This window comes from Burkholderia sp. 567, from assembly GCF_040545115.1.
Taxonomy (GTDB): domain Bacteria; phylum Pseudomonadota; class Gammaproteobacteria; order Burkholderiales; family Burkholderiaceae; genus Burkholderia; species Burkholderia ambifaria.
Genome location: NZ_JBEPLG010000018.1, coordinates 51,119 through 64,645 on the forward strand (window position 1 = coordinate 51,119; position 13,527 = coordinate 64,645).

11 protein-coding genes are annotated in these 13,527 nt (G+C 71.5%); 4 read left to right on the plus strand and 7 right to left on the minus strand.

Annotated features, from left to right (window positions below):
• Window positions 1-9: 9 nt before the first annotated feature.
• Together ABIC50_RS33245 and ABIC50_RS33250 are read right to left on the minus strand one after the other, a co-directional pair.
• A complete protein-coding gene (locus ABIC50_RS33245) occupies window positions 10-990 on the minus strand; it encodes a quinone oxidoreductase family protein (RefSeq protein ID WP_175665210.1) in 981 nt (326 codons plus the stop codon).
• Between the two features lie 33 nt (window positions 991-1,023).
• The gene (locus ABIC50_RS33250; protein ID WP_354169053.1) at window positions 1,024-1,965 is read right to left on the minus strand and encodes a universal stress protein; all 942 of its coding nucleotides are present in this window, start codon (window positions 1,963-1,965) and stop codon (window positions 1,024-1,026) included.
• Window positions 1,966-2,246: 281 nt separating this feature from the next.
• Between ABIC50_RS33250 and ABIC50_RS33255 the strand changes: the two genes are divergently transcribed.
• The 3 genes from ABIC50_RS33255 (at window position 2,247) to ABIC50_RS33265 (ending at window position 7,241) form a co-directional block, all read left to right on the plus strand.
• Complete coding sequence (locus ABIC50_RS33255; protein WP_354169056.1) at window positions 2,247-4,940, plus strand: winged helix-turn-helix domain-containing protein; 2,694 nt, start codon at window positions 2,247-2,249, stop codon at window positions 4,938-4,940.
• A gap of 264 nt (window positions 4,941-5,204) precedes the next feature.
• The gene (locus ABIC50_RS33260; RefSeq protein WP_354169059.1) at window positions 5,205-6,329 is read left to right on the plus strand and encodes a porin; all 1,125 of its coding nucleotides are present in this window, start codon (window positions 5,205-5,207) and stop codon (window positions 6,327-6,329) included.
• A 207-nt stretch (window positions 6,330-6,536) separates the two neighbouring features.
• Window positions 6,537-7,241 (plus strand): glutathione S-transferase N-terminal domain-containing protein, encoded by a 705-nt coding sequence (locus ABIC50_RS33265; RefSeq protein ID WP_175655727.1) that lies wholly within the window; start codon window positions 6,537-6,539, stop codon window positions 7,239-7,241.
• Window positions 7,242-7,466: 225 nt separating this feature from the next.
• Here the strand turns inward: ABIC50_RS33265 and ABIC50_RS33270 are convergent, their stop codons facing one another.
• Window positions 7,467-8,000 carry a MarR family winged helix-turn-helix transcriptional regulator gene (locus ABIC50_RS33270; RefSeq protein ID WP_354169062.1) on the minus strand — a complete coding sequence of 178 codons (534 nt, stop codon included), beginning with the start codon at window positions 7,998-8,000 and terminating at the stop codon, window positions 7,467-7,469.
• A 130-nt stretch (window positions 8,001-8,130) separates the two neighbouring features.
• Here ABIC50_RS33270 and ABIC50_RS33275 point away from each other — a divergent pair, with 130 nt between their 5' ends.
• The gene (locus ABIC50_RS33275) at window positions 8,131-9,327 is read left to right on the plus strand and encodes an MFS transporter (RefSeq protein WP_354169064.1); all 1,197 of its coding nucleotides are present in this window, start codon (window positions 8,131-8,133) and stop codon (window positions 9,325-9,327) included.
• A 309-nt stretch (window positions 9,328-9,636) separates the two neighbouring features.
• On the opposite strand, the gene cobM is transcribed toward ABIC50_RS33275, so the two are convergent.
• The 4 genes from cobM to cbiE are packed head-to-tail and all read right to left on the minus strand — an operon-like array spanning window position 9,637 to window position 13,469.
• Window positions 9,637-10,365 (minus strand): precorrin-4 C(11)-methyltransferase, encoded by a 729-nt coding sequence (cobM, locus tag ABIC50_RS33280; protein WP_212085817.1) that lies wholly within the window; start codon window positions 10,363-10,365, stop codon window positions 9,637-9,639.
• A 43-nt stretch (window positions 10,366-10,408) separates the two neighbouring features.
• The gene (locus ABIC50_RS33285) at window positions 10,409-11,149 is read right to left on the minus strand and encodes a cobalt-precorrin-6A reductase (protein WP_354169067.1); all 741 of its coding nucleotides are present in this window, start codon (window positions 11,147-11,149) and stop codon (window positions 10,409-10,411) included.
• On the minus strand, window positions 11,146-12,234 hold the full coding sequence (locus ABIC50_RS33290) for a cobalt-precorrin-5B (C(1))-methyltransferase (RefSeq protein WP_354169070.1): 1,089 nt from the start codon (window positions 12,232-12,234) through the stop codon (window positions 11,146-11,148). The genes ABIC50_RS33285 and ABIC50_RS33290 overlap by 4 nt, the downstream gene beginning before the upstream one ends.
• A complete protein-coding gene (gene cbiE / locus ABIC50_RS33295) occupies window positions 12,234-13,469 on the minus strand; it encodes a precorrin-6y C5,15-methyltransferase (decarboxylating) subunit CbiE (protein WP_354169121.1) in 1,236 nt (411 codons plus the stop codon). The genes ABIC50_RS33290 and cbiE overlap by 1 nt, the downstream gene beginning before the upstream one ends.
• Window positions 13,470-13,527 lie beyond the last annotated feature (58 nt).

Sequence of the window (13,527 nt, forward strand, 5' to 3'; positions counted from 1 at the left end):
CGCGTCTCCTCAGACGATGAATACCGACGAGCCGGTCGTCTTGCGCGACTCGAGATCGCGGTGCGCCTGCGCCGCGTCCTGCAGCGCATAGCGCTGGTTGATTTCGATCCGGATGCGGCCCGCCGCGACGTGCGCGAACAGTTCGCCGGCGAGATCGTTCTTCTCGGCCGGATCGGCGATGTAGTCGGCCAGCGCCGGGCGCGTCAGGTACAGCGAGCCCTTCATCGCGAGGCGCTGCGGATCGAACGGCGGGATCGGGCCCGACGCGGTGCCGACGCAGACCATCAGCCCGCGCCGCTTCAGCGAATCGAGCGAGCCTTCGAAGGTGTCCTTGCCGACGCTGTCGAACACGACGTCGACGCCCGCGCCGCCGGTCAGTTCGCGCACGCGCTTCGCGACATCCTCGCGGCTGTAGTCGATCGTGTGGTCGCAGCCGTGCGCGCGGGCGACCGCCGCCTTGCGTTCGCTCGACACGGTGCCGATCACCGTGAGCCCGAGCAGCTTCGCCCATTGCGACACGATCAGCCCGACGCCGCCCGCTGCCGCATGCAGCAGGATCGTGTCGCCCGGCGCGAACGCATGGATGCGGCGCAGCAGGTAGGCCGACGTGAGCCCGCGCATCGTCATCGCCGCCGCCGTTTCGCATCCGATGCCGGCCGGCAGCCTGACGAGCGGCGCGGCCGCGATCAGCCGCTCGGTGCTGTACGCGCCGAGCGTATTCAGGAAGCCGGTGTAGGTCACGCGGTCGCCCACGGCGACGTTCGTCACGCCGGGACCGACGGCCTCGACCACGCCGGCCGCCTCGACGCCGATGCCGGCCGGCAGCGCGACCGGATACAGGCCGCTGCGGAAATACGTATCGGCGAAGTTCAGGCCGACCGCCTCGTGCCGCAGGCGCACCTGGCCGGGGCCCGGATCGCCGACGTCGACTTCTTCCCAGCGCAGCACGTCGGGGCCGCCGGTTTCGTGGAATCGCACTGCATGTGCCATCTTGTTCTCCGTAGGTATTCAGTCGGATGCGCGTCACGCATCGTCGGGTTCGTCCGCGCCCGGTGGCGTCGCGGTGGCGCCGCTCGCCGGGGGCGCGTCCAGTTCGGTCCAGTCGGCGTCGGCCAGATAGCGCCGCGCGGCCGGGAAAATCACGCCTTCCATGCGTCCCATCTGCTCGAATGCGCCGCGCGCATAGACGGCGAGCGCGGCAGCGAACGCGCTCGACGGCAACCCGTCGGCAGCGAGCCGCGCCAGCGCGTCGAGCGCGTGCGCATCGCGGCGCCGCTGGCGATCGAGCTCGTCGAGTTCGGCCGCGGTGCTCTGCGCCCGGATGCGCAATGCCGAGCAGAGACGGGCTTCGGCGCCGGTGCCGAAGCGTGCGTGCTGCAACGCCGCGAGCGAGGCCAGTGCGGCCAGCGTGCCGCGTGCGTCGGCCGTCGGGTGCTCGGCAGCGTCGGGGCCTTCGCTCGCCATCATCAGCGCCTCCAACCGCTCGCCGAGCGCACGATGCGCGGCGAGACAGCGAGCCATCACGCGCGCCTCGGCCGGCCCATGCCGCGCCGGGCATACGAGCACCGGCACGATGCTGGTCGCGAGCAGTTCAAGCCGTTGCGCGGCTGCCGCGGCATCGGCGTCGTGCGGCAGCGCCGCCACGCCGATCAGGTCGCAGCTGAGCGCGCCGGCGAGCATGGCGGGCGACGTGTCGCCGGCCGCCGGATGGCCGGCGCCCGGTTGGCCGGCCACCGGTTGGCCGGCCCCCGCGATCACATGGGACAGGCCCTGCGCGCGCGCGGCGGCTTCCACTTTCGCATCGTGTCGCGGCATCCGCGCTCCGGATAAACGCGAGTCGGGCACGGCGCCCGACAGCACGAACGTGACCCGCGCGCCGACCGCACGCGCCAACTCGAGCGCATGGCCGATCGCGTCGATGCCGCCGGGCGCGCCGTCGACCATCACGAGCAGATGGCGATACATCTTGCCGCTCCGCTTATCCGGCGCTCGGCACGCTGGGTCGCGCGCCGGTCGATACGATGTTCATGGTCCACTCCTCGTTGCATGGGTAAATTGCATTCGTCAGTTGCATGGGTCGGTTGCGTTCGTCATGCTTCGGAACCCATGCTATCGACCGCGCGGCGCCGGGGCCCCACTCGTCGCGGGGGGGATTGACGCGCGAGCGCGGTTCGACCGATCCTTCCCCCCACGCCCACCCCGGACGCTGGCCCGCACGGCATCGCCGGAATCCCACTGCTGCCCCGATGGCCCACCCACCCGATCGCGCCGACGCGCCCCCGACCGAACTCGTGCTGAAGACGACCGCGCCGCGCGTGCCGGCGCAGTTGCTCGCGCGTGCGCGGCTGAGCCTCGCCGCGCCGGCGTTCGACGCCCGGCCCGTGATGCTCGTGCAGGCGCCGGCCGGCTACGGCAAGACGTCGCTGCTCGCGCAATGGCGCCGCGAATCGCTCGCGCTCGGCCGCGCGGTCGTGTGGCTGTCCGCCGACGAGCGCGACGACGCGCCGCGCCTGCTGCAGGGGCTCGTGCAGGCGGTGCGCACCGGTTGCGCGCGGCCCGGCTTCGGGCGCCTGATCGCGGGCGGCGCGGCGCGCGCGCTGGAGGGGCTGACCGCGTGGCTGGCCGAAGTCGCGCAACTGTCGATCGACGCGCTGTTGATCGTCGACGACGCGGAGCGGCTGCCGGCCGCCGGCCTCGACGCGCTGACCTATGTGCTGCACAACGCGCCGCAGAACCTGCGGGTGATCGTCGCGGGCCGGCGCGGGCTCGATCGCGCGGCCGGCGACCTGCTCGCCGGCGGCCAATGCACGCTCGCGGGGCCCGAGTGGCTGCGCTTCACGCTCGACGAGACGATCGCGCTGGTCGGTGCGCGCTTCGCGCAGCGGGTCGACGCCGATGCGTGCGCGCGGCTGTTCGAGCGCGTCGACGGCTGGCCGCTCGGGTTGCAGCTTGCCATGGCCGCGATGGCGCGCTCGGCCGATCCGCGCCAGGCCGTCGACGCGCTCGCCGCGCGCATGGACGGCACGCGCGACCGGCTCGTCGAGCTGCTGCTCGCGAACCTGTCCGCCGACGACACCGCGTTCCTGACGCGCACGAGCATCGCCGACCGCCTGCATCCGTCGCTGTGCGCCGCGCTGCTCGACGATGCGGATGCGCCCCACCGGCTTGCGCGGCTCGCGCGCGATACGCCGCTGTTCATCGCATCGGATGACTCCGACTGGTGCCGGCTGCATCCGCTCGTGCGCGATACGCTGCGCGACCGGCTGGCGGCGGGCCCGGCCGCGGCGCGCGGCGCGCTGCATGGACGCGCGGCCGCATGGCTCGATGCGCACGGGATGACGGAGGAAGCCGCACGTCACGCGTATGCGGCCGGCCAGGTCGAGACCGCGTACGCGCTCGCGCAGCGCTGCCTCGAGGATGCGATCAAGCAGGGCCGAATCAACGACGTGCTCGACTGGCTCGCGCTGCTGCCCGATGCGGAGCTCGACAAGCGGCCGACGCTGCGGATCGCGGTGGCCTGGGCGCTGGCGCTGGGCGAGCGCCATGTGGAGGCGCAGCGCCAGATCGCCGGCATCCTCGCCGACGCCGCCACGCCGGCCGCGATGCGCTACGAATGTGCGCTGATCCTCAGCGCGGCGGCCTATTACGCGGACGAGATCGACCGCTTCGTCGAGCTGTTCGAGCCGTGGGCCGACTTCACGCCGCCCGCGGCGACGTGGCTCGCGCAGATGCATGCGAACCGCCTGTCGGCACGCGCGATCATCGTCGGCGAACCGGCGCAGGCGCGCCGCTACCAGCAGGCCGCGCCGCGCGGCGGCACTGCTGCCGGGTTCGGCTACGTCGCACGCTGGGGCGAGCTGATCACCGGCCTGAGCTACCTGTGCGAAGGCCAGATCCGGCTCGCGGATGACGCGTTGTCGCCGGCCCTCGCGCGCGCGGAAGCCGACCTCGGGCGCCGCCATCCGCTGACCTGCATGTTGGCGGCGATGTGCGCGGCGATCGCATACGAGGCCGATCGCGTCGACCAGGCCGCCGCGCTGCTCGCGAACCGGCTCGACGTGCTCGAGCACGCGGGCACGCCCGACACCGTGCTGCTCGGCTATCGGACGGCCGCGCGCGTCGCGTTGCTGCGCGGTGTCGAGCATCGCGCGATCGACCTGCTCGAGGCGCTCGACGCGCTGGGCGTCGCGCGCCGGCTGCCGCGGCTGTCGGTGGCGAGTCTCGCCGAGCAGGTGCGCATTCACGCGGCGCGCTATCGCGAGGCGACCTGCCATGCGCTCGTCGAGCGGATCGATGCGATCGCCGCGGCCGAGTTTCCGTCGCATGGCCCGCTGTGGCGGCGTCCCGTCGTGCTGCTGCAGGCGATCGCGCATGCGGGCGCCGCGCTTGCCGCGCGCCGCTGGGACGATGCGTGCGCGGCGCTCGACGAAGCAGCCGTGCTGGCCCGCGAGATGAGTCTCGGGGGCGCGCGCATCGAGATCATGGCGCTCGGCGCGTTCGCGCTCGAACAGTCGGGGCACGGCGGCCGCGCGCGGCTCGACGAGGCGATGAACCTCGCGGACATGTTCGGCCTCACGCGCACGCTCGCCGATACGCATCCGGCCGTCGCCGACTGGGCGCGCCGCATCGGCGACGAGGCGATCGAGCGCGATGCTCCGGCGAGGTCCGCGCAACCGCAGCCGCGCATCGTGCCGCCCGCGCCGCGCAGCACGGCGAGCCCGCGCGCGGTGCCGAGCGTCGTGCTGACGCCCAAGGAGCGCGCGATTCTCGAGCTGCTCGCGCGCAGCCTGTCGAACAAGGAGATCGCGGTGGCGCTCGCCGTCGGCGAGGAAACCGTGAAGTGGCACCTGAAGAACCTGTTCGGCAAGCTCGACGCCAGCTCGCGCAAGCACGTCGTGCGCCGCGCGCTGGTGCTCGGGTTGCTCGAAAGCGCGCCTTGATCGCTGCGTGTGCCGGCTGTTGCGCCTGTTGCACCGGTAGCGGCTGTTGACGGCGGCATCCTCGCCGCTTCCCCTTCGATTCTCCGCAACCCTGCCCCCCGCGCATGGGGGGGAGCGGCCGCGCGCCGTTGCGTAGTCTTTCCGCACGGCTTGCACCGGCGTCGCCTCGCGCGCGTTCCCGCCTGCCTCGATGCTGCCCCGCTTCACCCGCTTCACCCGCCCGGGATCGATCCCGTGCGGTCCATTACGATCCTGGAGACTTCGATGAAGACGAAACTGGCCGCGCTCGCGGTGCTTGCCGGCTGTTCGGCGCTCGCGCAGGCGCAATCCTCCGTCACGCTGTACGGCGTGGTCGACACGGGCCTGCTGTACCAGAGCACGTCGGCCGCTTCGTTCCGCCCGAACGCGCCGAACACCGGCAAGGTGTTCCGGATGAAGGACGGCGGCATCTACTCGAGCTTCTGGGGGATCAAGGGCAGCGAGGACCTCGGCGGCGGCTACAAGGTCAACTTCAAGCTGCAGGGTTCGTTCGACAGCGGCACCGGCCGGCTCCAGCTGAGCGACACGCCGGGCGCCGTCGCGATCTTCAACCAGATTGCGTCGCTCGGCGTGTCGGGGCCGTTCGGCACGGTGACGGCCGGCCGCCAGATCGTGCCGATGATCTACGCGATGGCCGACACCGACGTGCGCAACGCGCAGTTCTTCGGCAGCGTGCTGACCGCGTGGCTCGGCCTGAACACCGCGGCCGGGTGGCCCGCGACGAGCACCAACGGCGCGATCGGCGCGCTGTACGACAGCAATGCGCTCGTCTATCAGTCGCCGACGTTCGCGGGCGTGTCGCTCGCGCTCGAATACGCACCCGGCGGCGTCGCCGGCCAGTTTCAGGGCGGCACGCGCGAATCCGTCGTGCTCAGGTATTCCAACTACGGGCTCAATGCATCGGCCGTCTACTACAACGGCCACGACACGAATCCGGCACCGGGTGTCGCGCCGACCGGCGTCGACAACAACCGCTTCGTCTACGTCGGCGCGAAATACACGATCCGCGATTTCTCGGTGTCGGCATCGTACGGCAACGGCCGGAATCCCGCGCATGCGGACCGGGTGAACCTCGACATGCTGTCGGCCGGGGTCGGCTATCGCTTCACGCCCGCGCTGCAGGTTGCCTCCGCCGTGTACTACCTGAAGGACCGCAACCGCGCCGCGAACCGGTCGACGGCCGTCGTGCTCACGGCCGACTACAGCCTGTCGAAGCGGACGATGGTCTATGCGCAGGCCGGCCACGTGAACAACCGCGGCACGATGGACCAGATGCTGGTGTACGGGCAGCCGGTCGCGCCCGGGGTCGGCACGACGGCCGCGATGGTCGGGTTGCGGCACAACTTCTGACGACGAAGTGACATGCGGCGGCACTCGCGCGCGATGCGCGGCGGCCGTCTGCAGCGATTGCGGGGATCGGCTACAGTGGGCGTTTTCGGCGCGGCCCGCCCGCCTGCCGATGCGCTCGTCCCGCCCCTGCCGCCGTGCCGGGGGCGCTTGGCGGCGCACGGCCGGCCCGGCGGATCGCGGAACCTCCACGTTGACGAGCGAATCTCCATGCCCGACCTGTCCGCCTTCCCGATCACGAAAAAATGGCCGGCCCAGCATCCCGACCGTCTCCAGCTGTACTCGCTGCCGACGCCCAACGGCGTCAAGGTGTCGATCATGCTCGAGGAGACCGGCCTGCCGTACGAGCCGCACCTCGTGAGCTTCGACACGGACGACCAGATGTCGCCTGAATTCCTGTCGCTGAACCCGAACAACAAGATCCCGGCGATCATCGATCCGAACGGCCCCGACGGCCGGCCGCTGCCGCTGTTCGAATCGGGCGCGATCCTGATCTATCTCGCCGACAAGACAGGCCAGTTGATCCCGAAGGACGCCGCGGGCCGCTACGAGACGATCCAGTGGGTGATGTTCCAGATGGGCGGCATCGGCCCGATGTTCGGCCAGGTCGGCTTCTTCCACAAGTTCGCCGGCCGGGACTACGAGGACAAGCGTCCGCGCGACCGCTACGCCGCCGAATCGAAGCGCCTGCTCGCCGTGCTCGACGCGCATCTCGCGAACCGCAAGTGGATGATGGGCGATACGTACACGATCGCCGATATCTCGATCTTCCCGTGGGTGCGCAACCTGGTCGGGTTCTACGAGGCGGGCGATCTCGTCGGCTTCGGCGAATTCCACAACGTCAAGCGCGTGCTCGACGCGTTCGTCGCGCGGCCGGCCGTCGCGCGCGGGCTCACTATTCCGGCACGCGGCTGATTCGCGGCAGCGGGCGCGCCGGGTGCGGCCTGCTGCGTGACTGGCTCGACGCCTGTCCGGCCCGCCGCCTTGCGCGGCGGGCGGTTTGCTGGTTTCCTTTCTGCTTTCCTGCTTTCCTGCTTTCCTGCTTTCCTGCTTTCCTGCTTTCCTGCTTTCCTGCTTTCCTGCTTTCCTGCTTTCCTGCGTTCTGCGTTTCTGCTTTCCGCGCGTCGCGTTCAGCGTGACTCAGCGCGACGAGCCGCGCCGCTGCTTTTCGCCCGGCGTCGGCTTCCCTTCCTCCAATCCCACCAGCAGCTTTTCCAGCAGCGCTGACAACTGCGTCTGCTCCGCCTCCGACAGCACGGCCAGCATCGCGCGCTGATTGTCGACGTGCGCGACCACCGCCTCGTCGATCAGCGCGCGGCCCGCGTCCGTCAGCGCGACGAGCGTGCCGCGGCCGTCGGCCGGATTCGGCCGGCGCTCGACCCAGCCGGCCTTGTGCAGCCGGTCGATCCGTGCGGTCATCCCGCCCGACGACATCATCAGCGCGTCGTACAGCGCGGTCGGCGTCAGCGCGAACGGCGCGCCGCTGCGCCGCAGCGTCGCCAGCACGTCGAATTCGCCCGGCTGCATCCCGTAGCGCGCGAACAGCGGATTGAGACCGTCGCGCGCGATCACGAGCGCGGCCTCCTGCAGCCGTCCCATCACGAGCATCGACGACGCATCCAGATCCGGGCGCTCGACGCGCCATTGCGCGAGCGCATGCGCGGCTCGATCCATTAACCCTCCTCGGCTCACCAGTTATCTTGACGTCGAGATAAATGCCGATTTATCTTGATGTCGAGATACTTTACATGAAAACGCACGCCGCCCCCACGGGGGGGCCGTGCACCGATATCGAGGGCCTTCCATGAATCGCTGCATTTCCCCCGGCTGGCGGCTGGCCGCCATCGTGCTGGTCGGACTGAACCTGCGGCCGGCGCTCGCCGCGATCGGTCCGCTGCTCGACATGATCCAGCGCGCGACCGGCATCGGCGACGGCGCGGCGAGCCTGCTGACCACGATCCCGATCCTGCTGATGGGCGTGGGCGCGCTGAGCGCGCGGCGGCTGCAACGCGTGACGGGGATCGCTGGCGGCGTGTGGCTCGGCGTCGTGCTGATCGGATTCGCCTGCGCGTCGCGCATTGGTGCGCAGCATGCGTGGGTGCTGCTGGCGAGCGCATGCTGCGCGGGCATCGGGATCGCCATGGTGCAGGCGTTGCTGCCGGGGTTCGTGAAGACGCATTTCGCGACGCGGATCGGCGGCGCGATGGGCGTCTATTCGACGTCGATCATGGGCGGCGCGGTGCTCGCGAGCGTCGTCGCGCCGTTCGCCGCGGCCCGCTGGGGCTGGCTCGCCGCGCTCGCGGGCTGGGCGCTGCCGGCCGCCCTTGCAGCGCTCGCGTGGCCGCTGGCCAGTCGTCGCGGCGACGTGCCGGCGTCTGGAGCGCTGCCGGCGTCGGCCGCGACATCGATGGCGCATGCGCGACCGTCGCGCTCGCCGCGCGCATGGCGGCTCGCGGTGTTCTTCGGGATCGCGACCGGTGCCTACACACTAGTACTGGCATGGCTGCCGCCGTACTACATGCGGCTCGGCTGGTCGCCGACCGCGGCCGGCGGCCTGCTCGGCGGCGTGACGCTCGCGGAAGTCGTCGCCGGGCTGACGATCTCGGCGACGATCGACCGCCTGCCCGATCGCCGGCCGGCGCTGCATGCGGCGATCGCGTCGCTGCTGGCGGGGCTGCTGGTGATGCTGGCCGCGCCGCAGGCGCTCGCATTGCCGGCCGCGCTGCTGCTGGGTGCGGGCATCGGCGCGCTGTTTCCGCTGTCGCTGATCGTCACGGTCGATCATGCGGCGACGCCGGCCGATGCCGCATCGTTGACGGGGTTCGTGCAGGGTGTCGGCTATCTGATCGCGGCGCTGTTTCCGTTCGCGGCGGGCATCGTGCGCCAGCATCTCGCGGATCTGTCGCCCGCGTGGGTCGCGATGGCTTGCCTGTGTGTCGTGCTGTTCGCGCTGGCGGCGGGTTTCGCGCCGCAGTTTGCGCGGCGCGTCGCGGGGGCGTAGAGCGTGACAACGGCCTGTCGGACCTCGAGGCGAAGCTGAAGGAAGCCGACGCAGCGGGCGCGCGCCGCCACAAGCTGATCGCGCCCGACGGCGTGTTCTCGATGGACGGCTAGCGGGTCAGACGCAGCGCGTGAACGCGCGTGGGCGTCGATGCACTTGCGCACGGCATGCGCGCGGCACTGGCATCCGGCGGCACCCCTTCCGCCGCGTATCGCCCGCACGTACGCGACGCCACGCTCAATTGACCGGCTTGCGAGAAAACCCGTTGCCGCAATGCCTCGGCGCGCATCGCGTTTCGCTTACGCGCAATCAGCCGCCGCTTGCATACAGCGTCGAATCCGCGAACCCTTCCGCATCGAGCACGCGCCCGATCAGAATCAGCGCGGTGCGTTCGATCTGCGTGCCCTGCACCTTGCCGACGATGTCGGCCAGCGTGCCGGTCACACGTTCCTCGTCGGGCCAGCTCGCGCGATAGATCACCGCGACCGGGCAGTCGGGTCCGTAGTGCGGCAGCACTTCGTCGACGATCCGCGCGAGATGGCGCACGCCGAGATGGATCGCGAGCGTCGCGCGGTGCGCGGCGAGCGCGCCAAGCGCTTCGCCTTCCGGCATCGTCGTCTTGCCCGCGAAGCGCGTGAGGATCACCGTCTGCGCGATACCGGGCAGCGTCAGCTCGACGCCGAGCGTCGCCGCGCATGCGGCCGTGGCCGTCACGCCCGGCACGATTTCATACGGAATCCCGAGCGCTTTCAGCCGGCGGATCTGTTCGCCGATCGCCCCGTACAGCGACGGATCGCCCGAATGCACGCGCGCGACGTCTTGCCCTTTCGCATGCGCATCGGCGAGCAGCGCGACGATCGCATCGAGATCGAGCTCGGCAGTATTGACGACCTGCTCCGCGCGATGGCCGTCGAGCACGGCCGGCGGCACGAGCGAGCCCGCATACAGGATCACCGGGCACGTGCGCACGAGGCGCTGGCCCTTCACCGTGATCAGTTCGGGGTCGCCAGGGCCCGCGCCGATGAAATACACCGTCATCCAGAAATCTCCATCCATTCATTGGGCAACCGGTCGCGCGGCATCACGTGCGCGCGGCCGGGTCGAGCGCGTCAAGCGCCTCGAGCAGCGCGGCGGCCGAGTCGAACGCGCGGTCGGCGTCGGGCAGCGGCGGCCGGCGCAGCATCACGACCGGCAGCCGTCGTTCGCGCGCGACGTCGAGCTTGGCCTCGGTCGCGGCGCCGCCGCTGTTCTTGCTGACGACGACGTCGATGCCCGCGAGCGCGAACAGCGCGCGTTCGCCGTCGAGCGTGAACGGCCCGCGCGTCGCGACGATCTGCGCGCGCGCGTTGCCGGGATGCGCATCGAGGCAGCGCACCAGCCAGAACTGGTGCGGCGGGATCTCGTCGAGATGCGCGAGCGGTTCGCGCCCGAGCGTGAACAGCGGCCGCCGGAACGGCGCGAGCGCGGCCTCGATCCCGGCCCAGTCGTCGACCATCCGCCAGTCGTCGCCGGGGCGTGGCGTCCACGGTGCGCGACGCAGCGCCCACAGCGGCACGCCCGCGTCGCGCGCGGCGGCCGCTGCGTTCGCGCTGATTTGCGCGGCATACGGATGCGTCGCGTCGATCACGAGACCGATGCCGGCGCTGCGCAAATAGGCGGCAAGCCCCACCGCTCCGCCGAAACCGCCGACACGCACGTCGCAGCGCAGGTCGTCGGGCACCTTGCCGAGGCCCGCGAGGCTATACACGTGTCGCGGGCCGAGCGCGCGCGCGACCGTCAGCGCGTCGCCGGTGCCGCCGAGAAGCAGGATGCGTACGCTCATCGCGCACTTCCGACGAAACGGCCCTGCCGATCGATCGCGAACATCTCGACGGCCACCGAGGCCGGCACGATGTCGCGTGCGACCCGCAGCGCGTGCGCACAGACGAGGTCGCCGAGCGGCACGCCGTCCGCGAGCGCGAGCTTCAGGGCTTCCTGGCTGGTGTTTGCCGCGCGCATCGCGGCCTGCAGCGCGTCGCTCGCACCGGCCTCGGCCGCCCACTGCGCGAGCAGCGGCAGGTCGATGCTCGAATGGCGGCTGTGCAGGTCGAGATGGCCGGCTGCGAGCTTGCTGAGCTTGCCGAAGCCGCCGCACATCGACAGGCGGGCGACCGGCGCGCGGCGCAGATGCTTGAGCACCGCGCCCGCGAAATCGCCCATTTCGATCAGCGCCATGTCGGGCAGGCCGTAGTGCGCGCGCATCGCATCCTCGCTCGTGTTGCCGGTGCACGCGGCGATGTGCGCGATGCCGTTCGCGCGTGCGACGTCGATGCCCTGGTGGATCGACGCGATGTAGGCCGAGCACGAGAACGGCCGCACGATGCCGGTCGTGCCGAGGATCGACAATCCGCCGACGATGCCCAGCCGCGGGTTCATCGTCTTCAGTGCGAGCGCCTCGCCGCCCTCCACGCCGATCGTCACGTCGAAGCCGCCGGTATAACCGTATTCGGCCGCAAGCGCGTCGAGGTGCGTGGTCATCATCTGGCGCGGCACCGGATTGATTGCCGGTTCGCCGACCGGCAGCGTGAGCCCCGCGCGCGTGACCGTGCCGACCCCCGGCCCCGCATGAAAACGCACGCCGGGCGCGGCGGACAGCGCGACGCGCGCGAACACCAGCGCACCGTGCGTGACGTCCGGATCGTCGCCAGCGTCCTTGACGGTGCCGGCCTCGGCGCCGTCGGCGATGGTCCGGCAGAACTCGAGCCGCATCATCACGCGTTGCCCCTTCGGCAACACGATCTCGACCGCATCGTCCGCGTGGCCCGCGAGCAGCAGGCGCGCGGCGGCGAGCGACGTCGCGGTCGCGCAGCTGCCGGTCGTATAGCCGAACCGCAGTGGCGCAGGTCGTTCGGGGGTTTCGTCGCGCATCACGCGGGGCCTGTGAATTCCGTTGCCGCGGGATCGGGCTTGCGCCCGTCGTACAGCGTGACCGGCAACGGCTGCCGCCACGTGTCGAAGCGGCCGAGCGGCTCGGCATGCGCGAGCGACACGCGCGTGAGCGTGCCGCCATGGGCGTCGCGCCAGGCCGCGAGCGCCAGTTCGCCCTGCAGCGTGACCGCGTTCGCGACGAGCCGGCCGCCGGGGTTCAGCGCCGACCAGCACGCATCGAGCACGCCGGGTGCGCTCGCGCCGCCGCCGATGAAGATCGCGTCGGGCGCGGCGAGCCCCGCGAGCGCGTCGGGCGCGCGCCCCGCGACGAGTTGCAGCCCCGGCACGCCGAGCGCGTCGCGGTTGTGCTCGATGAAGCGCTGCCGTTCCGCATGCGACTCGATCGCGATCGCCTGGCACGACGGATGCGCACGCATCCATTCGATGCCGATCGAGCCGCTGCCCGCGCCGACGTCCCACAACAGTTCGCCCGGTGCGGGCGCGAGGCGCCCGAGCGTCAACGCACGCATGTCGCGCTTGGTGAGCTGGCCGTCGTGGCGGTACGCGTCGTCGGGCAGGCCGGGCGTGAGCGCGCGGCGCGGCGCATCGGGGCCGGCCCGGCAGTCGAGCGCGATCAGATTGAGCGCGGCGGTTTCGGCGATCGGCCAGTCTTGCGCGAGGCCGTCGACACGCCGCTCGAGCGGGCCGCCGAGATGCTCGAACACGCTGATGCGGGTCGGGCCGAAGCCGCGCGCCGTGAGTTCGGCGGCGACCGTGGCCGGCGTGCGGCCGTCGGCGCTCAGCACGAACAGGCGCCGGCCCGGCAGCAGGTGGCGCACGAGCGTCGCGAGCGGCCGGCCGACGAGCGACACCGCGCCGACGTCCTGCAGCGCCCAGCCGAGCCGTGCGGCCGCCAGCGACAGCGACGACGGTGCAGGCAGCACGCGCCATTCGTCAGGGGATAGCTCGCGCGCGAGCGTGGCGCCGACGCCGAACAGCATCGGGTCGCCGCTTGCCAGCACGCAGACGGGCGCGTCGCGCCGCGCGAGCAGGCCCGACATGTCGAACGGCGACGGCCATGGCTCGCGCGCGGCCCGCAGCCGCGCGGGCAGCATGTCGAGGTGCCGCTTCGCGCCGACGACCCGCGTCGCGTCGAGCAGCGCGCGGCGCGCGCTGCGTCCGAGCCCCGCGTAACCGTCGTCGCCGATGCCCACTACCGTCAGCCACGCCGTCATGCACCCTTCCCCATCGTCCGATTCCATCGAGTCGCCGCACGGCGGCCGTGAAGGCGCC